17 protein-coding genes are annotated in these 20,235 nt (G+C 32.1%); 7 read left to right on the top strand and 10 right to left on the bottom strand.

The window, feature by feature from the left end; translation table 11 throughout:
• Nucleotides 1–144: 144 nt before the first annotated feature.
• Nucleotides 145–1,209, top strand: a complete 1,065-nt coding sequence (locus ACM55K_RS07455) for a hypothetical protein (protein WP_416849602.1) — start codon at nucleotides 145–147, stop codon at nucleotides 1,207–1,209.
• Between the two features lie 29 nt (nucleotides 1,210–1,238).
• Nucleotides 1,239–2,123, top strand: a complete 885-nt coding sequence (locus ACM55K_RS07460; RefSeq protein WP_416849603.1) for a hypothetical protein — start codon at nucleotides 1,239–1,241, stop codon at nucleotides 2,121–2,123.
• On the opposite strand, the gene ACM55K_RS07465 is transcribed toward ACM55K_RS07460, so the two are convergent.
• Nucleotides 2,106–5,840, bottom strand: a complete 3,735-nt coding sequence (locus ACM55K_RS07465; protein ID WP_416849605.1) for a metallophosphoesterase — start codon at nucleotides 5,838–5,840, stop codon at nucleotides 2,106–2,108. The genes ACM55K_RS07460 and ACM55K_RS07465 overlap by 18 nt on opposite strands.
• A 24-nt stretch (nucleotides 5,841–5,864) precedes the next feature.
• Here ACM55K_RS07465 and ACM55K_RS07470 point away from each other — a divergent pair, with 24 nt between their 5' ends.
• Nucleotides 5,865–7,049 (top strand): Pycsar system effector family protein, encoded by a 1,185-nt coding sequence (locus ACM55K_RS07470; RefSeq protein ID WP_416849606.1) that lies wholly within the window; start codon nucleotides 5,865–5,867, stop codon nucleotides 7,047–7,049.
• On the opposite strand, the gene ACM55K_RS07475 is transcribed toward ACM55K_RS07470, so the two are convergent.
• The 9 genes from ACM55K_RS07475 to ACM55K_RS07515 all read right to left on the bottom strand — a co-directional run bounded on the left by ACM55K_RS07475 (nucleotide 7,046) and on the right by ACM55K_RS07515 (nucleotide 15,417).
• Complete coding sequence (locus ACM55K_RS07475; protein ID WP_416849608.1) at nucleotides 7,046–9,415, bottom strand: GAF domain-containing protein; 2,370 nt, start codon at nucleotides 9,413–9,415, stop codon at nucleotides 7,046–7,048. The two genes, ACM55K_RS07470 and ACM55K_RS07475, sit on opposite strands and share 4 nt — an antisense overlap.
• Nucleotides 9,416–9,794: 379 nt before the next feature.
• Nucleotides 9,795–10,034: a hypothetical protein gene (locus ACM55K_RS07480; protein ID WP_416849609.1), complete on the bottom strand. Its 240-nt coding sequence runs from the start codon at nucleotides 10,032–10,034 to the stop codon at nucleotides 9,795–9,797.
• A 231-nt stretch (nucleotides 10,035–10,265) separates the two neighbouring features.
• Nucleotides 10,266–11,324: a nucleoid-associated protein gene (locus tag ACM55K_RS07485; RefSeq protein ID WP_416849610.1), complete on the bottom strand. Its 1,059-nt coding sequence runs from the start codon at nucleotides 11,322–11,324 to the stop codon at nucleotides 10,266–10,268.
• Between the two features lie 93 nt (nucleotides 11,325–11,417).
• On the bottom strand, nucleotides 11,418–11,957 hold the full coding sequence (locus ACM55K_RS07490; protein WP_416846440.1) for an IS1096 element passenger TnpR family protein: 540 nt from the start codon (nucleotides 11,955–11,957) through the stop codon (nucleotides 11,418–11,420).
• A gap of 155 nt (nucleotides 11,958–12,112) precedes the next feature.
• Nucleotides 12,113–12,718, bottom strand: coding sequence for an HPP family protein (locus ACM55K_RS07495; protein WP_416849611.1), 606 nt, complete (start codon nucleotides 12,716–12,718; stop codon nucleotides 12,113–12,115).
• Nucleotides 12,719–12,724: 6 nt separating this feature from the next.
• Entirely contained in the window at nucleotides 12,725–14,005 is a 1,281-nt protein-coding gene (locus ACM55K_RS07500) for a chloride channel protein (RefSeq protein ID WP_416849612.1), read from the bottom strand.
• 182 nt (nucleotides 14,006–14,187) lie between these two features.
• Complete coding sequence (gloA2, locus tag ACM55K_RS07505) at nucleotides 14,188–14,577, bottom strand: SMU1112c/YaeR family gloxylase I-like metalloprotein (protein WP_416849613.1); 390 nt, start codon at nucleotides 14,575–14,577, stop codon at nucleotides 14,188–14,190.
• 6 nt (nucleotides 14,578–14,583) lie between these two features.
• Entirely contained in the window at nucleotides 14,584–14,850 is a 267-nt protein-coding gene (locus ACM55K_RS07510; RefSeq protein WP_416849614.1) for a hypothetical protein, read from the bottom strand.
• A 9-nt stretch (nucleotides 14,851–14,859) separates the two neighbouring features.
• Nucleotides 14,860–15,417: a sugar O-acetyltransferase gene (locus tag ACM55K_RS07515; RefSeq protein WP_416849615.1), complete on the bottom strand. Its 558-nt coding sequence runs from the start codon at nucleotides 15,415–15,417 to the stop codon at nucleotides 14,860–14,862.
• A 138-nt stretch (nucleotides 15,418–15,555) separates the two neighbouring features.
• On the opposite strand from ACM55K_RS07515, the gene ACM55K_RS07520 reads away from it, so the two are divergent.
• The 4 genes from ACM55K_RS07520 (at nucleotide 15,556) to ACM55K_RS07535 (ending at nucleotide 20,223) form a co-directional block, all read left to right on the top strand.
• Nucleotides 15,556–17,715 (top strand): TonB-dependent receptor, encoded by a 2,160-nt coding sequence (locus ACM55K_RS07520; RefSeq protein WP_416849617.1) that lies wholly within the window; start codon nucleotides 15,556–15,558, stop codon nucleotides 17,713–17,715.
• 142 nt (nucleotides 17,716–17,857) lie between these two features.
• A complete protein-coding gene (locus ACM55K_RS07525) occupies nucleotides 17,858–18,478 on the top strand; it encodes a hypothetical protein (protein ID WP_416849618.1) in 621 nt (206 codons plus the stop codon).
• Nucleotides 18,479–18,509: 31 nt separating this feature from the next.
• Entirely contained in the window at nucleotides 18,510–19,865 is a 1,356-nt protein-coding gene (locus ACM55K_RS07530; protein ID WP_416849619.1) for a histidine kinase, read from the top strand.
• A gap of 52 nt (nucleotides 19,866–19,917) precedes the next feature.
• Nucleotides 19,918–20,223, top strand: a complete 306-nt coding sequence (locus tag ACM55K_RS07535; RefSeq protein WP_416849620.1) for a 2TM domain-containing protein — start codon at nucleotides 19,918–19,920, stop codon at nucleotides 20,221–20,223.
• Nucleotides 20,224–20,235 lie beyond the last annotated feature (12 nt).

Here is a 20,235-nt window from a genome sequence, read left to right on the forward strand (position 1 = left end):
TAACGTGTTAGTTTTGTATAGAATTGGCTTTTGAAATTCCTTGAAAGGAATCAAAATCATGATTTAACAGAAGTTGAATAAGTACGTGTTTTTTGATGTTTTTGAGTTCTAATTTGTTGTAATTTTGCATTAAATATTTTTCGAATGAGCGAGCCGATAATGCTTTTTAAGAAACCGTCTTATCCTATAAATAATTCGCTTTTGGATTACTTGGAACGATTTGATAGAATCTCCAAAGTGCCTATTTTTTATGATGATTTGTTGCGTTTTTCCGGTTCCATAAATGTGTATGATAAAAACGATCAAGATACGTTATGGATTCGGGTGTATTATAATGAATTTGAACGAAAAGAGATTGATTTGACTTTGATGAAAATCTATTCTCTGTTACATTCTGATGGTAATTTGGGAATTATTAAATTTCTGAATGTGGATTCAATCGATTATTGCACTTTTGGAAATTCGAAACCGTTCCGAATCAAAGTCAGAAACATCTTGAATGATAATTATACACATTTTTACATCAAGAAAGCAGATGCTTCTCGTGTTTACGGGCTGGAACTGGAACATATTCTGTCACCTGATAAAATAAATTTTTTAGTATACAAAGACACTTTAATCGAAGAGCATATTATGGGAATTGCCGGAGATGTGTTCATTAAAACGCTTTTGGCTGATTGTACCGAAACCGAAAAATCACAAATAGCAAAAGAATTTGTCAAGTTCAATGAACGCTGTATGATTCGCTTGTTAGGAGATATGCGTTCTTATAATTATGTAATTATTCCTATTCACGATTTTGATCAGGTGGTTTATAGAATCCGTGCGATTGATTTTGACCAACAATGCTTCGAAGGAAATTTTAAAGTGTATCGTCCCCAGTTTTTTAAAGAAAATTATCCAATGGTAAAATTGGTTAAAGAAAAATTGCAACATAGTTCTATAGAACAGTATAAAGATGAAGAGCGGGCGGTTCTTGCCAAAAGAATACATTCTGCCGAAAATCGTATCAAAAGATTATTGCAAATCATGGGTTCCGACACAATATCGACCGATGAACATTTGAATCAATTGAAATTAGAACTGTATAGTTATACCAATGATTTAAATTTTAAAAAAGCAAAATCTATGGGGAATGTAATGAGTGCGGCTTTTGAATTTATTACCAGAAACTTTAAAAACACAAATTTATTCAATACTGGATTTTAGCCTTTTTATAAATTTATATTTTCACTACAATGAGTTCTAAAAACTATATTTCTGTCTTATTTTCTTTTGTTTTTTTATCTTGTCAACAAGATTCGAATTCATTAGAAACCCTATATTCTTTACCTAATAAATTAAAAGAAGTTTCTGGAATTACTTATTCGTCAGAAACAAATTTACTTTGGACACTGGAAGACAGCGGTAATGCAAATGCGATTTATGGTTTGAATTTTCAAAATGGTGAAATTGAAAAAACCATACGCATCGAAAATACAGAAAATATTGATTGGGAAGACATTACTAAAGATAAAAATGGGAATCTGTATATTGGAGATTTTGGGAATAATGACAACGAAAGAAAGGATTTGTGTATTTATAAAATAGACAAAAAATCATTAAACAGTGAAAGTGTCGTTCCAGCTTATAAAGTCTCATTTGCTTATCCCGAACAAAAAGATTTTCCGCCAAAAAAATCAGCAATGTTCTATGATGTTGAAGGTTTTTTTGAGTTTAAAAATAATTTCTATCTGTTCACAAAAAATCGAAGCAAAGGATTTGATGGCACTGCTTTTTTATATAAAATTCCGAATACTCCGGGATTTCATCAAGCGGTTTTAATGGGACAATTTATAACTTGCGACGACTATAATCACTGTGCGATTACCAGTGCGACGATAAGTCCGGATGAATCCAAAGTCGCTATTTTAACGCATGATAAAATTTTCTTATTCGAAAATTTTAAAGAGGACAATTTTTTGAATGGAACAAAAACGATACTCAAATTAAATCATTTTTCTCAAAAAGAAGCAGTTTGCTTTAACGATAATGATTATTTATTCATTGCCGATGAAAGAACCAAAAGTATTGGTGGAAATGTTTATAACGTCAGTGTCAAAAAGCTAAAATCCAAATCCTAAACCAAAAGTAATTCGGGCTTCTTCATCAGCACTTTTAAAATAGGCGATTCTGGCCGTTAATGCATTCAGGCTGTTGATCCACAATCCACCTCCAAATGATTGATGCCATTTATCTGAATTTTCGCCTTTTAGCCACACTCTGCCATAATCAAAACCAGTAAAAATTCCGTAAGACATTGGTAAAATACTCCTTTTTATTTTTCCTAAATTCCAGCGGATATCGCTACTTTGATAAAAAGATTGGTTCCCTAGAAAACGTTCATTTCTAAAACCTCTCAAATCATAATCACCACCTAAAGTAGCGCCCTGATAAAAATCGAAATTATTATTCAACAGTACTTTAGCTTTCAGAATGGTCGCCAAAACTATTTTGCCGTTAGCATCAATTTTATGGTTGAAATTTAGTTTGCTTTCTACTGCCGGGAAATTTCTTTTGGTGTCATTTAAGTTCATTTTCCAACTTCCAGCTACTGAGAATCCCATTCCCATGGTAGGAAATGAAGGAATGTCGTAATTATCAAAACTGTATTTTAGTGTTGCTCCTGCAAATTTTTGGCTGTTAAAAACGTCTTGATTTACGATTCCGGGGATATTTATAAAACGATCATTTGTTTCTTCTACACTGATCCTTTCAAAGGAGGTTTGAAATATGATTGCACTGCCGTATTTCCCTGTTTTCTTAATGGACGGCATAACCATTAATGTTCTAAGACGTACCCGATTGTAATCCATTCCAAAAGTCTCGTCATTATTTAAAGATTCATTTCCGTAGCCAAAATAATTAATCGTAAAGTTGGGACTTGTAAATTGGGCTTCCAAATCTAAATCCCATTTGCCAACTGATTTTGGAAAATGAGCATTATAAATGAGTTCATATCCATCGGTGGCGAAAAAGTAATTGGCTTTTAAGATGTGTTTTTGCGTATACGGGTTTTGATTGAATTTATTAACGGTGTAGTTAGTTACAAACCCTAATTTTATACCATTATCAGGATTATAACCAATACTCGGTAATCCTGATAAAGCATTGTATTTTGGTTTTTTATAATCATAAAGATTGGTTTTATAATCATCCGTCAAAACGACTTTAGTTTTAGAATCTAAAGCATAGGTATTCACCTTCGATTTGAAATCATTAATTTTTACCTTTTTTCCATTTTCAACAGTATAAGAATCGTTGTCTTTTCCTCCAATTAATCGAATGTTTATTGCAGAATTTGACGTGCCTTTTACTTCAAAAACATCGTCATCATCTAATCCGTAAACCCAAATATTCTTAGTTTTTCCAGCGATAAAGTCTTTAGTGTAAAGTAATTTTTCCTCATCATTTTTCATTCGATACACTTCAATTTCAAGTTTGTTTTTCGCCTTGTGTTGAATTATAAATTTGTCTTTTTTGTCAGTGCCCACAATTAAAACTGTTTTCTGCAGCACGTTGTAATATTCCGAAGCATAGTGCTGCAATTGCGTTTTTCTGACTTTCAAATTCTGTTTAATACTTTCGATCGTTCCATCCTGAACGGCTGCAGGTAAATTATTAAAAGCAGCATCTATATCAGTATCCAAAAGGTTATTCTGAATGTATTTTGCCTGTTTTAACCATTCGTTTTCATCTGTGGTTTTAAGGAAAGCAAGGTCTAATGGATACGGTTCACGGTTGAGCCATTTCACATTTTTAATTTTCTCTTTAAAAGTTTGCATGTGGCGTAATTGTGGATTATTCATCAAAAGAGTGATTAATGCACCATCATATTTCGTAAAAGCTTGGTCTCTATCACGTGGAATGGGTCTGTAAATTGTTTTTTTACCTTCTTTATATTCGCCCCAACGCCATTGATCCTCATGCCTGTCCCAATCGCCTATAAGCATATCAAACAATCGCGCTTTGATATAAGCACTTTCATCTATTGTGTAGTTGTAATCTTTGTGAAGATTTTTTAATAAATCAGCAGTGCTGATAATTGCAGTTGGTTTTCCAAAGCTTTTCACATCTATTTGACTGTCATTAGGGCGTTCTTCCACCATATACAATTCATCCCCAAAATTGGCATTAAAATCCTTTAAAGCTTTGTGTTTTGGAATATAATACAATACCGGATTGGTATGTGAAACGCCAATTTTTTCAGCTAAATTGCCAACAGCAAAAGGAGTGTAAGGGTGAGAGGTAGTATAAAAATCAGATAAAAGATCATCAGCATACGTATCCTCAAATTCGTTTTGGATAAATTGGTCTTTAAAAGCTACCGATTGTAAAAAGCGTCCGGTACTTTTTTTCATGGCACGTATTACATATTCTTTGCCATTTTTATCAAAAAGTTGCAATGATTTTGATTGATGACCACCTCCGGCACGTTTCGGGTTTAGGCCTCCAAAAAGGGTGTCAATTGTAGCCGTTTTTACTTCTATTAGCAAACTGTAATATTTTCGATAATGGTTTCCAAAAAAGAATTTATAAAATAATGATTTTTTGGTTTTTTTTGGTGAATAGATGGATGCTGTGGTGGTTTTACTAAATGATGTTGGGAAATTTTGAGTGCTATAATCTTCTTTGTTATCTAATATGGATTGTTGAAAAATCAGTTTTTCTTTATTATTTTCCTTACCATAAAAGGAAGCTTTTGCTGCTCCATCAGCATAAATAGATAATGAGGCATACCCATTTCCACCATAAGAGAAATCATTGGAAAAAACAGCTTTAGCCGCTTCTGATTTTGAACCGGCTCCACTGATAATTTGCTTGATGTTGTCTTTATTAATGTATTGTAAATTATGATCATGGCCTGAAACAACAATAACATTATCCTGACTTTGAAGCAGTGTTTTTATACGTTTTATGAAAAGTGTATAGCTTTTATTCTGAATATCTTGCGGACTTATTCCAGATGTTTTTCGGGTTAGATTGATGAGGGAGCCTATGACCGGAAGCGGAATTTTTTGTTCCAATGGAAAAAGCTGTTTCTCCAATGAAAACTGGCCACCGTGCGTTCCATTGCTCATCAACGGATGATGAAGCGCCAGAACTACTGTTTTTTCTTGATTTTTATTCAAAATATTCTCTAGTTCAGCAAAAAAATCTTCCCGTGTTTTGATATCACAATCATCATTTATAGTGGGACTTTGATCCCAATCTTCCAAAAACCATTGGCTGTCAATAGTTATTAGAGTTAAGTTTTTATTTATTTCCAAATCGTCAATGGCACAGCTTTTTCTTGGTAAAAATGATTTTTTGTCATTCAGATAATCAGTTACAAACTTGGCCTGGCGTTGTAATCCTTTAATTCCATTGTACCAATCATGATTTCCAGGAATGAAAATAGTTTGGCCTTTGAATTTTTTAGATAATTTTAGTTGGTTTGTTAACTTATTTTCGGCAATAATTCGTTCATTTGGATTGTCAGTATTGGGTAATCCTTTTGGATAAATATTATCTCCAAGAAATAAAAGAGTCGAGTTTTTAGTTGCTTTTTCTAATTGATTTTCCAAGAGCTCAATGGTTTCTTGTGCGTTTTTTTCATTGGCATTTCCTGCGTCACCAATTAAATAGAAAGTATGCACAATTTTTGAACTGTCTATTGCGTTTTGTGATATCGGATTTTTGATATTTTTACCAAACTGAGCATGATGCGTAGCGCAAGATTGAAGAACCAAAAACAAAAGAATAAAACCTAAGTTTATTTTATTCCTATTTTTAAATCGATTATCCAAAAACAATTCCATAATTTAGTAGTATAATTATTTCTTATGAACCTTATAGAACAAGCCGAAGATTTTGTTGTAAAATTACTCAAAGATAAACTTTCTAATTCATATACTTACCATAATATTAATCATACACGTGAGATGGTTGCAGCAGTTTTGGTACTTGCTGAAGGAATGAATGTTAATGCTACTGACAAAGAAATTTTGCTTGTAGCAGCCTGGTTTCATGATACAGGATACATTAATGGTTGTACTAATCACGAGAATTGCAGCAGTGCTATAGTAACACAGTTTTTGAAAGAAAAAGGAAAATCAGAAGAATATATTGCAGAAATCACCAGCTTAATTAAAGCCACTTCAAAGGAATATGTGCCTCAAACACTTCTTGAAAAAATAATAAAAGACGCCGATTATTATCATCTTTTTAGTGATGATTATTTGTCCAGTTGCGAAGTTTTGAGGAAAGAATGGGAAAATACAGAGGATAAGTTATATTCAGATAAAGATTGGGCCGCTGAAAACTGGGATTTTTTGGTGAATAAGCATCGGTTTTATACTGATTTTGCATTGGAAAATTGGCAACCTTTAAAGGAGAAAAATATAAAAAGGATTCAGAAAAAAATCAATGTAACTGATGATAAAAAGGACAAAAAATTGAAAAAAGAAGATAAAAAGAAAGAAAAAGAGGAAAAGCCGGAGCGTGGTATTGATACTGTTTTCAGAGTTACTCTTGGTAATCATACCCGTTTGAGTGGTATTGCAGATAGTAAGGCTAATATTCTACTTTCTGTAAACGCGATTATTATTTCAATTGCACTTTCTACGATTATTCCAAAATTAGATAGTCCAAAAAATGCCCATTTGGTGATTCCAACCTTTATTATGGTAATTTCCAGCGTAATCACAATCATTTTTGCCATACTTTCTACAAGGCCAAAAGTAACAAAAGGCGTTTTTACTAAACAAGACATTGAAAATAAAAAAGTGAATCTGCTTTTCTTTGGTAATTTCTACAAAATGCCTTTGCAAGACTATGAATGGGCTATGAACGAAATGATGAAAGACAGAGAGTACATTTATAATTCGATGATTAAAGATTTATATTTCTTAGGAATAGTTTTAGAGAAAAAATACAGATTATTGAGAATTGCCTATAATCTTTTTATGATAGGAATAGTTGTCTCAGTTATTGCTTTCATCATTGCTTTCAAAATGGTTGGAGTTTAGTTTAGTTCATCCAATAAATCCTGATAGGAATAGTTTTTAGAATCGGGTTCTTTATTTTTATTAATTACTTTTACTCTAATGGCTCTCAGTCCCGAAACGCCTTGTAATTCCTCAACTTCAAATTCCTCGACAGCGGGTTCTAAAATATTTTTGAATTGTAAAAATTTTATGTAATTCAAATATTCGGTTTGCTCGGTATTGTGAGAATAGACAATCGTAATTTTTTCTTTTTCGGTTATTCTTTCTTTGGTACCTTTAATGTTGGCTTTGTCGATACGTTTTTTTACAACTTCATAACGGGCATTATAAGTTCCATCTACATCAAAACGTTTTTCATCCATTCTAAATCGGATTGAGATAGGGGAGCTGAATACTAAAATTAATGAAGTCACATCAAGTTCGTAAGGCAAAGAAGATTTAAGTTGATGGTGTTCCAGTTCCATTTCGCACAAAGTTTGCAATTGCCACAATCTTAAATTATGGAGGTATATGCTGTCGAAATCTTTGTTTGGAGTAATTGAAGCACCTATATAAAGATTGTGTTCCACGCCATCAGTTTTGAAACGTTCATAATAATGCGGAAAAATATTTTGTGCTTCAACTTGTTTTTTATCAAGAATTGAGGCCAATTTTTTATTGACAATAGACATGGCGTTATCAAATTTCTTTCTCGAATGGTAAAACATTCCTGTTTTTTCATCCAAACTCTCAAAATAATTTTGCTCTAGAGTTTCTCCTATTTCAGTTGTTTTTGTATTCCTTAAAATTGGATGAATCTCTTTTTCAATATACAGTTGAATTTGTTGTTCTGTATCCGCTTTTAGAGGAAATTCCAATTGTTCGTAAAATGATTGCAATTCAAATTTTCGTTGTTCCAATAAAACCAGGCTGCTATTTGAATTTTGATTTTCAAAGATTAGAATAAGAGCCTCCAGTTGATTTTTTAAATCTTCTTTTACAGTCTCATTTCTGTGCTCAGAAGAGCCTTTGATATCTATTTGCCCGTATAAAGGATATACTTCTTTGAATACAATTTCTTTAAAAATGTAGTCTTTATTTGGATTATTAGTTTGAAAATATTTGAGGGCTTCTCTTCTGAATTTCCAATAGACGCTTGGGTGAATTGCTGTGTATTCCCTCTGAATGATAGCTTCTATATGGTGTTGCATATCATTGTTGTAGCGCTCCAATGTATCTACTAAATAAGGTAAAATCAAATTTAGGTTGTTTGCATTAATGCTGTTAAGTTCTCTTGGTTTTGCCGAAACTAATTCTATAATACCTAAAAGTTTACCATTCTTTATTACAGGTGCAAGAATACAGCTATGAATATTTAGTCCTAAAAAATGTTTTCCCAATTTTTCATTTCCTGGTGTTGAGGCAAATTTTGCAACGTTTGAAATTACAAAAGGCTTATTTTGTTCTAAAAGATTTTCCAAAGAGCATCCAAAAAGGAGATTTTTACAATCGGCTTCTTGCATATCGTGAAGAATAAAACTACCTATTTTTTTATCATCGTAAGGAGGTTTTACAAATTTTTCATCCTCTTCGTTATAAATGATAAAACCAACTTTCAAATCGGATATTTTGAAAATAGAACGAAAAATAGTTTCAAAATTTTGATTGCCGTCAGTATGATTTTTTTCTGATTTCAAAAGGTTACTTTTCAAGTTTGAAACCGCACTTTCTATAGATGCATCAAATAAGGATACTATACCAAAGCCTTTTAGAATCCAGCTTTCAGACGGAAATTTATCTTTCCACAAATCGATATTATCATAATTGTCCATCAATAAATCGATATCTTCCGGAGTCAAAGTTGTAGCCTTATCAGTAGGGATAATTTCCATAAAATCGGCATTATATAGAATTCTATAATGTTTCATGATGCCATTTGTATCCGGAATATCGTAAAACAAAGGTTTGTTGAAATCAAAATGCTGATTATAGAAGGTATTCAAAATCAAAATGCAATTCAGTATGTAGAATTGATTGCCATCAAAATCCCGGATTGCCATATCAAAAGTTGTCCCGGCATTATGCAGTATTTTTTTGAATCTTTCGGTATAATTAAAAGTGAAATTTTGAAAGGGAATCGTAACCGCTTTAATTTCGTTATGTGTTAGGGCTGTAGGGAATAGATCGGCTAATAAATATTTTATCAGTGTTTCATTATTATGGATCAAATTAAAATCCTCTATTCCAGTTCTGAATTCTGGGAAAGGTTCTATTTCTTTCAATAATGCTTTTGCATAATTTGAGCGATAGTCCACATTGGTTGCAGCAATTTCATCCAAAGTTTCAATGAGTTTGTGAAACGAAATCAAGGTCTTGAATGGGCTTTCTTTGAACAAATGATAATCCATCTGATAGTTTATTTAGAATACAAAATTACTAATAAACGAAATTGGATAGACTAATTTTAGATTCTTTTTTTAAGTAGTAGGATCCGAATTTAATAAGGTGATTTTTTTGCACTAAATTCTAGTATCCATTAAATAGATTTACTACAATTGTGAAATAGAAATACTGTTGTACTTTAATAATTTTTTTTGATTATTTCTTTGTCTCAATATCATTATTGACTTTATTAATAGAAGGATTAGCATCTTTTCAAGGTTTTAGTAGGTTACTAATAGGTGGGGAATTTAATTCTTAAAAATTTTTATTTAATCAAATTGACTTTAAAAAAAAGCTAATAATTCAGAGCTTGAAATAAAATATTTATGTTAAATGGAAATGGGTTTAAATAGTATGAACCCTTTTTTTATAAAACCCAATCAATGTTTCGTTTATTTCTTTTAGTTCTGGAGTGAGAAATGTTTTCTTACCATTTTCATCGTTAGTTAGTTCAAGATGACAAACAGTACATTTAAATTCTTTGAAATGATTTGTAACATTTCTGGTTGTAATAATTTTATGCCCAAACAATGAACACAAAATATTTTTCTTCAGAAATTTTTCTTTGATTTCAATTGTGTTCATAATTTGAGTATTAAGATTTGGGAATTCAAACGTAGTAAGTAATCGTTTAAATAGCAAATAAAATCGATAAAATACACTTTATGTTAATAAAAATATAAAATTACTTACAAATAAAATAAATAATAACTTTTTTTGTCTTGTAAAGTCAAAAAAAAAATCCCCAATCACTTTCGCAATTGGGAATTGAATATTTAAGTATAAAAACTGTAAACTGTGACTGAACAGTGTAAACTAGCTCTTTTCTTCTTTATTGAAATAAACTAAATAATAATACATTTGTTTTTCTTCATCCCAACCTTTTTCTACAAATTTCTCTGCACTTTCAGGATTGATGAAATCCATTTTTATTTGGATATGTGTATCTAAATTAATTACATTTTTGATTGATTTTCTAGCGTCAGAAACTGCAGCATTGGCAATAGGGAAAGAAGTTACATCTTCAATGCTATATTTTTCTCCTTTGTCTATTTTATAATTTTTGAATTCTGGAATCAAATCAGGGTTGTCTAAAACTTCATTTAAGAAATTAGTTTCTTCAAACTGATCATTTTTGGCAAAATAATTCACGGAACGATTCATGAACATCACTTCTTCTTTTTTGTCTTCGGCAGGAAAAACAACGTCTTTGGCAAAGTTCTGACAGAATTTTAAATATTTTTTAGTAATGAAATTTTCATCCTCAAAAGCATCTACTGAAAGAAAATGTTCCAACCAATATCTGGCATCGTAACGGTTGCTGTCCACTGTTAGGATTTTATAGCCTTCTTCTTTTTTATAATTAAAGATTAAGCAGCCTTTGTCTAATTTGTTTAAACTTACACCTTGTTGTAAAATCATTTCTAAGTGTGTTTCTTTTTCCTCAAATTGTAAAAAGTCAGCTTGTATCTCACTTTTGAATATTCCTATGGCGTCTACCACATTATTATCAATACTAACGTTTGTTAAATACGTAACATATACTTCTCCATTCTTGATGTGCGGATGATTGGATTGCTCAAATAAATGCTTTGTGATTTTTTTTGAAGCTTCATGAATAGTACTTGGATTTTCAAAAATTTCCGTTGCAAATTTGAACATGTCGTTATAATCCAAATCAATTTCATGTGCAAATTGAAAATAGTTTTCTTCTTTTTCTCTAAAGGGTTTAAAGAAAAATTCTTTCATCAAGGGTACAATTTCATCATTTAAATTAAACGGCTGCTCTGATAAAAAAAGGGCTTCGTTTCTACTTTTATTACCAACTCTATGAATTGATAAGTTCTCGATATGGGTGTTATATAAGTTGATCATATATTGTATTTTATATTTTAGATGAGAGAGCCAAGATAAATGACAATTTTTAAGTCTTTCATCTTGGCTCTTGATGCTTATTCGTTTAGTTATTTAATTCCAATTCTCCTCAAACCCATAGTCTTCAAAACTATCATCTCCTTCAAACATGTCTAAATCATCTTCGTCCAGTCCATCTTCAAATTCATCATTATAGTCATCGGCATTATCTGATTCAAAGTTTTTTTCCATAGCTTCATCAGGCATTTCACCGTGAGAAAAAATCGTTTCTGGATATAGATTTCCAAGAACCTGGTCTTCTACTGCAGCTAATTCTACAAGGAAAGTCCACATGTTGATGAAATCATATACATAGATAATTTTGGTGTTTTGTTTATCTAAAATATCCGATAGCTGATAATCGCTCATTACTTTTTGTTCCCCTGGAATATCTCCGGTATCAAAAAGCGAAATTTCGTCTTCCTGATTCCATGTTTCATCACAAGTATAAAATGAGGCTACTTCCATTCCGTCAAAACCAAAGGAATTAAAGATAGCATTGTGTAAATCTTCTAAAGTATCGTCTTCAAGTATTGCAATGTCTCTAAAAACATCATCTTCTGCGTCTAGAATTACTCTAAATTTATAAACCATAATCTTTGTTTTTGTTGAAAGGTCAAAGGTAAAATTTAATTTTAGATTTTAGATTTCAGATTTCAGATTTGTTGATAAGATTTTTGCGTATGATTCTGTAAGTAGAGTATGTGATTGATTGTCTTTTTTTCTAAAATAGTGACGTGTTTTAGAAATTAAGATAAGCTGTTTCTAAATTTATTGGCAATTCGTTTTCTAATGATATGATACTTTTTATGATTTGGATAACTTCTGTTCGCAGTCATATTATTGAAAATTAGAGCTACAACCAAAAGAATAAGGACGCCACTTAGAACTGGATACAATACATACCAATAGCCAAGACTTGTAATTTTAGGAGAACCAATTATTGCAATCAATGCAGTTGCGCCTCCAGGAGGATGCAATGTTTTGGTTGCTTGCATTAAAACAATTGAGAAAGAGACAGCAAGAGGAGCACTTATCCATAAAATATCGGGCGCAAATTTAGCTACTGTGACTCCTACAATTGCCGATACAAGATGGCCACCAACAAGATTCCGGGGTTGGGATAATGGACTTTGGATAGCGCCATAAACCAAAACACTGGAAGCACCAAAAGATCCAATCAAAAAAACTACATCTGAATGTAGTAGTGTTTTGGATTGTAAATAAGCCATTAGACCTATACCGATAAATGATCCTAAAAAAGCCCAAAAATGTTCTTTAAAATCAATTAAAGTTTCTTTGTAAAGAATGTATTTAGTTTTTCGATAATTCCTTTTTATTTTTTCAATTGGCATAAACTATTATTTTGATAAACTAGCAGAATAGGAGTACACAGTGAATGGAAAAATCATTTTTGCTGTGTATTTTGAAATCAGACAAACAACCAAAATGGGAAGAAATAAAGTATAATCATTGGTTAATCCACAGACTAAGAAAATCGCGGTAAAAGGCGCATGAATACTGGCGCTTAAAACCGCAGCCATTCCAATAACCATAAAGTTTACAGGAATTATATTGGCATTCAGATAAGTGTTTAAAAGCAAAGCAACGAGTAATCCTAAAAAGGCACCAATGAAAAGGCTTGGCGCAAAGACACCTCCATCACCCCCCGAAGCTAGCGTTGCCGAAGTTACTATTGGTTTTAAAAGGATGATTCCAATAAATGTCAGTACCAATGAAAATGAAAATGTCGTGTCATTTGAATGAACAAATATTCCCTTGATAGCATGATAACCTTCTCCATAAAGTTGGGGAAAAAAGAATAAGGAAATACTCAGGATTAGAGAGCCTATCAGAATCTTATAATAATGAATTTTAATTTTTGAAAATTGAGATTTAAAGAATAATACACAACGAGTGAGATAAACGGAATTGATACCAGCTAAAATTCCTAAAAGTATAAAATATGGAATTGCTCTTAAATGCCAAGTTGTAATAGTTACGGCAAATAAAGGTTTTTCATCCAATAAAAAAACAAGTCCAAAAGCTATTGCCACTGCAATCAAATTACTGATTAAAAATGCTCGGGTCACTTTTCTGGAAATGACTTCAATTGCAAAAAGAATTCCGGCAATAGGACTACTGAACAATGCGGTAACTCCTGCCGCAACCCCTGCACATATTAATTCGGTTTTGTATTGTCTGAATACGTTTTGTTTTCTTTGGGCTACAGAACCAATCGTAGCCGAAGCAACAACGGTAGAAACTTCAATCCCAGTGGATCCTCCAAAAACAACAGTCAATAATCCGTTGATGAAATGGGATGGAATTTTATAATTGGGTAAGTTCTTGGATTTGGAATTCGTGCTTTCAAAAATTTCTTTAATCCCTTTATTTTCTTTTTTTCTAAAAAGATATTCTCGAAGGAAATAAATGACAGATAACCCAAAAATCGGAAAAACAATAATGAATATAGGGTTTAACGAAGCTTGATAAAAAAATATTTCCTCGTAATATTCGGTTATTTTTTTTAATGAAATTCCTAAAAATGCCGAAAGAAAACCAATTAGAACAGAAACAATAACTAATTTTTGAAATTTAATTAATTGGTACTTTTTTTTAATTCGGGCAGTATTGTTCATCTAAAATTGTTTTACAAACTTTAATCCCAAATAAAATAAAAATGATTTATTTGAAAAATAAAGTTTTTGAGCGTATTACAAATTTAAAGAAAGAATCTTAGACTGGGGTTCGAAAATCAATATAATTGCTATTTTTTATGATTCCTTTGTGAATTGTGCTTTTTTGATAGGTTAAAACGGTCTTATTTTTCATAAAATTCAATCGGAAGATTATCTGGATCAGCAATGAAAGTAAAACGTTTATTTGTTGTTGGATCCAATCGTATCGCTTCAGATGCAATATTTTTTGAAGATAAAAAATCAATTGTTTGACCCATGTCATTTACTTCAAATGCTAAATGGCGCAATCCAGTTGCTTCAGGTCCTGATTTACGCTGCGGTGGATTTATAAAGGAGAAAAGTTCAATGATGTAAACGCCATTTAGAGCCAAATCAAGTTTGTAGGATTCTCTTTCCTCACGGTAAATTTCCCGAATAATTGTTAAGCCCAAAATATCGGTATAGAACGTTTTAGATTTTTGATAATCGGAGCAAATAATAGCTATATGGTGTACTTTGTTGATGGAAATCATAGTTGTTTACGTTTGTTTTAAATAAGTCATTTCAGGAAGATTCGCATTTGGATCTTGTGCTAAAGCATCTGAATGAAGTTTGTGGATTAAGGTTTTTGTTTTGTCAAGATTATCAATCCTAAAGAGGAATTGTACTTCATTTTGATCGTCTTCATTTTGCCAAAGGTATTCTAAATACATTCCTTGGGATGCATGAAACGCTTTGTCTTTTTCCAAAATAGTTTTGATGGTTTCCAGAGGGACATTTTTGAGTTTTGCTAGAAGGTGTGGCATAATTAGAGTTTATTCGTTAAGTTTCCGAATTACTTTTGCTGGATTTCCAACAGCCAATGAATTATCAGGGATGTCTTTTGTGACAACAGAACCGGCACCAATAACACAGCCATTTCCTATAGTTATTCCTGGGCAAATAACAGAATTTCCTCCAATCCAACAATCGTTTCCAATCGTTATCGGTAATGCATTTTCATGTGTCTTTCTCAGTTCAGCGTCAAGTGGATGTGATGCGGTATATAGTTGAACGCCTGGAGCAAATAGTACATTAGAACCAATGGTCACTTTGGCACAATCTAAAACAACACAATTCACATTGAAATAGACATTTTCTCCGCAACTGATATTGTAGCCATAATCACAAAAAAAGGGAGGTTCAATATAAAGATTGGCTCCTGCATTAGGAATTAGCTCTTTTAGTATTTCTCGTGCTTTTTTCGTTACTCTATACTCGGTAACATTTAATCTGTGAAGAAGATTTTTTGATTTTCGCCTGTCTTTTACTAAAACAGTATCACCAGCCAAATAATATTCTCCATTTATCATTTTCTCTTTTTCTGTTTTCATAAAATGGAATATAGTTTAGGTAAATATAAAAGAAATTGCTCAGGATTACAACTCATCCTATAATTTCAACAGTTCAGTTAATTATTATTTTATGATTTTAATTACCGAAATATATTTGCTTCATCAAAATCAAATATTATGAAGTTTATTTATACTCTTACCATTTTACTGTTCTCTATAACGCTATTTTCACAAACAACTCTTTCGGGGAAAGTGGTTGATGAAAAAGGAAATCCAATAGCTGGAGCCAATATTTTTATTGAAGGAACTTATGATGGTACTTCCAGTAATGAAACGGGTGATTTTACTTTTGCGACTACTACAACTGGTAATCAAACTTTGGTGGTGAGTTTCTTAGTGTATGAAACTACAAAAATGGAGATTGATGTTTCAAACTTTAAAAATAAAATCATAAAATTAAGAGACAATGTCAATGCACTGGATGCTGTAATAATTACCGCAGGAAATTTAGAAGCAGGTGACAAAGCCAGAGTCTCGGTGTTGAAACCGCTTGATATTGTTACAACTGCAGGTTCGGCAGGGAATATTATTGCGGCTTTACAAACGTTGCCCGGAACGCAAAATGTAGGTGAGGACGGACGATTATTTGTGCGTGGCGGCGAAGCCAATGAAACACAAACTTTTGTAGATGGTATTCGCGTAGCGCAACCGTATGGCGCTTCTGCTCAAAATTTACCTACACGCGGTCGATTTTCGCCCTTTCTGTTTAATGGAATATCATTTTCCACAGGTGGTTATTCAGCAGAATATGGGGAAGCTTTATCCAGTGTTTTGTTATTGAATACACAAGATGAACCCGACCAAAACAAAACCGAAATTTCATTAATGACTGTTGGTTTAGGAGTTGGGAATACTCAAAAATGGAAAAAAAGTTCTTTGAGTGTGAATACCGCTTATATCAATTTGGCGCCATATCAAGTAGCAATCAAGCAAAATGTAGATTGGAATAGCCCGTATCAATCTTTATCTGGAGAAACGGTATACCGCTATAATTTCAATAACGGGATTTTGAAATTATACGCTGCTTTTGATTCTTCTAAATTCGACATCAATCAGGAAAATATCAATTCGGAACAAAAGATCAGAGTTGATTTAAACAATACTAATTTTTATTTTAATTCTTCCTATAAAGGCGGTTTTGGAAACAATTGGCAAATTACTTCAGGTTTGAGTTATGGTTACAGTAAAAATAAAATAAAACTGGATTCTGATGCTGTTGCAAATGATGAAAATGCAGCTCATTTGAAATTAAAATTAACACAACGTTTTTCTGAAAGAGTGAAATTGTCTTTTGGAGCGGATTATTTTATTACCAAATTCAATGAGGATTTCAAGGAGAATTTAGGAGCTACAAATACGAATGGGTATAATTCAAATATCGGAGCCGTTTACACCGAAGCAGATGTTTTTTTCTCCAAAAAGTTTGCTGCAAAAGCAGGATTGAGAGCTTCATATAATGATTTACTAAATGAAACTGCAATTTCTCCCAGAGTTTCGTTGGCTTACAAAATGGCTAAAAACAGTCAGTTTTCATTAGCTTTTGGAGACTTTTCACAAACGCCAAATGTGGACTACATCAAATATTCTAAGTTCCATCAGTTTGAAAGTGAGAAAGCGTCCCATTATATTTTGAACTATCAGTACAATAAAAATGGAAAAACCTTCAGAGCGGAAGCGTATTACAAAGATTACAGTAATTTAGTAAAATACGACACGCCATCGATACAATACAATTCGGTGTTTAATAACAATGGTTCCGGTTATGCCAAAGGATTAGATTTGTTTTGGAGAGACGGGAAATCAATTAAAAACTTAGAATATTGGGTTTCGTATTCATACATCGATACAGAGCGAGATTATAAAAATTTTAGTGCTCAAGTCACTCCAAATTTTGTTGCCGATCATAGTTTATCGATTGTTACTAAATATTGGATAAACGATTGGAAATCACAAATTGGTTTTACTAATACATATAGTTCAGGACGGCCTTATAACAACCCAAATGAAACGAAATTCATGAACGGAAAAACAAAATCGTATAACAGTTTGAGTTTCAACTGGGCTTATTTATTGACTTCGCAAAAGATTTTGTATTTCTCCGTTTCTAATATTTTAGGAAGCCAAAATGTTTATGGTTATGAGTATGCAAAAAATCCAAATACAGCCGGAGTTTATAACAGGGCAGCAATTACACCAACTGCAGATCGGTTTTTCTTTCTGGGATTCTTTTGGACTATAAGCAATGATAAAAAAGAGAATCAGTTGAAGAATTTGTAAAAGGTATTTCTAGAAAAGTTGCAATGCAATGTCTTTACAATTCATCCATCAAAATCAACAGTTCAGTAAGTATAAATTTCAAAAAAGAGACAACCAATGTAAATTTGGTAAACAATTAATCAACCACTAAAAATTAAATATCATGACAAAAGTTATCACCGCAATCGCATTATTTGTATGTAGTTTATTATCCGCTCAAGGACAATTTGAGCAAGGAATGGGAAAAGCATTTGGACTTTGGAAAGAAGGTAAAAATACGGAAGCTTCGGATTTATTCGAAAGAATTGCTGGAGCAGAAAAAACAAGTTGGTTGCCTAATTATTATGTTGCATTAGTAAATACAACCACTGCTTTTGGAACGCAGGATAAAGACAAAATGAATTTATTGCTAACAAAAGCTCAAAATGCATTAGATACTGAAATGGGCAAAAATCCAAATAATGCAGAATTATTAGTGATGCAAGCCATGATTAACACTGCTTGGATTGTTTTTGACCCAATGACAAACGGAATGAAATTATCTGGAAAAACAATGGAATTATATGCCAAAGCAGAATCAATTGCGCCTGAAAACCCAAGAGTAGTTTTTGGTAAAGCAGAGTTTCAAATAGGAGGAGCAAAATGGACAGGAATTGACACTAAACCTTTGTGTGGTCAAATTGAAAAATCAATCGGACTTTTTACTACTTTTAAACCGGAAACTCCTTTCTCTCCAAAATGGGGATTGGATAGAGCGACAGAAGCGTTGAAAAACTGTAAATAAGATTTACTAGATAAAAAAATTAAGCTAAGAAATGGAAAATCAAAGGATACATACCTACACTGAATTTAAAAAAGGAACAATTGTTTCTCTTAAAATTGCTTTGATTTTTACTTTTATATTTTCTTTAATCCAAGGTCGCTTTGATTTAGAAACAATACTGACCACGTTTTGGGTAAGTTCATTGTATTCTTTTGGAATTGGTTTTGGGAATGGTGTAATCAACTCCCTTCTAAATAAGAAATGGGATTGGCTGGAACACACTAATTTGAGAGTGTATTTTGGAATAATAGCTACAGTGTTGTATACGGTTCCCGTTGTTTTAATAATTGATTATATCACTTTCGTGGTTTTTCAAAAAATGAATCCTTCTGAGTTTTTTAATGACAGAATGATCTGGGTTCATTTATTTTATATCATACTTTCTTTAGGCGTTTCGACCTTCATGCATGCACGAAGTTTCATGGCTAATTGGAAACAAGCATCAAGAAAAGAAGTAACGGAACAAAAAATAATTGCAGGTACCGCTTCGGCAAAGTTCGAAAGTTTAAAAAATCAAATTGATCCCCATTTTCTTTTTAATAGTTTGAATGTTTTAAGTTCTTTAATTGAAGAAAATCCAGATAATGCCCAACGATTTACGACTTCATTGTCAAAAATTTATCGGTATGTATTGGAACAAAAAGACAAAGAGTTAGTTTCGGTTGAAGAAGAATTGGCTTTCGCCAAAACCTATATGAACCTGCTAAAAATGCGTTTTGAAAATAGCCTGTTTTATGAATTGCCAACAACAACTAGTAATCCTCAAGCAAAAGTGGTGCCGCTTTCTTTGCAGCTTTTATTAGAAAATACGGTAAAACACAATGTGGTTAGTGAACAAAGGCCGTTACACATTCGCATCACTATAGAAGGAGATTACCTTGCTATTCAAAATGATTATCAAAAGAAGGAAGTTTTACAAGATCGCCAGGGTGTAGGATTGCAAAATATAATCGATCGCTATGGAATTATTACCAATAGAAAAGTATTGATTGAGCAAAATGAAAAAACCTTTACAGTCAAAATACCTATTTTAACCAAACAAATTTCAGTTATGGAAACGAATAGTAATTACAGTGAAAATAGCGCGTATTACAGAGCTAAAAAACGGGTTGAAGAACTCAAAGGATTTTATGGAAACCTAATTTCATACTGTTGTGTGATTCCAATATTAATTTTTATTAATCTTACTTATTCGCCGCAATTTCAATGGTTTTGGTTTTCTGCAGGAGGCTGGGGTTTTGGATTAATCATGCACGCTTTAAAGGTTTTTGGATATAGCACCAATTGGGAAGAAAGAAAAATACAGGAGATTTTGCAAAAAGAAGACAACAAACAAGCTTGGAAATAGTATCCTGTAATCAATGGATACTTTAAACCTTAAATTTTAAATAAAAAACATCATGGAAAATAACAATCAAAACGAGGAACGTTATTACAAAGCAAAAAAAAGAGTAGAGGAAATTAAAGGTTTTTATGGGAATTTAGTAGCCTATATTGTTGTTAATATTGGTCTTGTAGTGATTAATTTACTTACTTCTCCCGGACATTTGTGGTTTTATTGGCCGATGTTGGGTTGGGGAATTGGGGTTGTTTTTCATGGTATGAAAGTTTTTAATTATATGCCATTTATAGGAAAAGACTGGGAAGAGAAAAAGATTAAGGAGTTTATGGATAAGGAAAAAGAGAACAAGGAAACTTGGAGCTAATTTAATTTTGAA

The sequence above is a fragment of the Flavobacterium arabinosi genome (assembly GCF_048158725.1).
Lineage (GTDB): Bacteria > Bacteroidota > Bacteroidia > Flavobacteriales > Flavobacteriaceae > Flavobacterium > Flavobacterium arabinosi.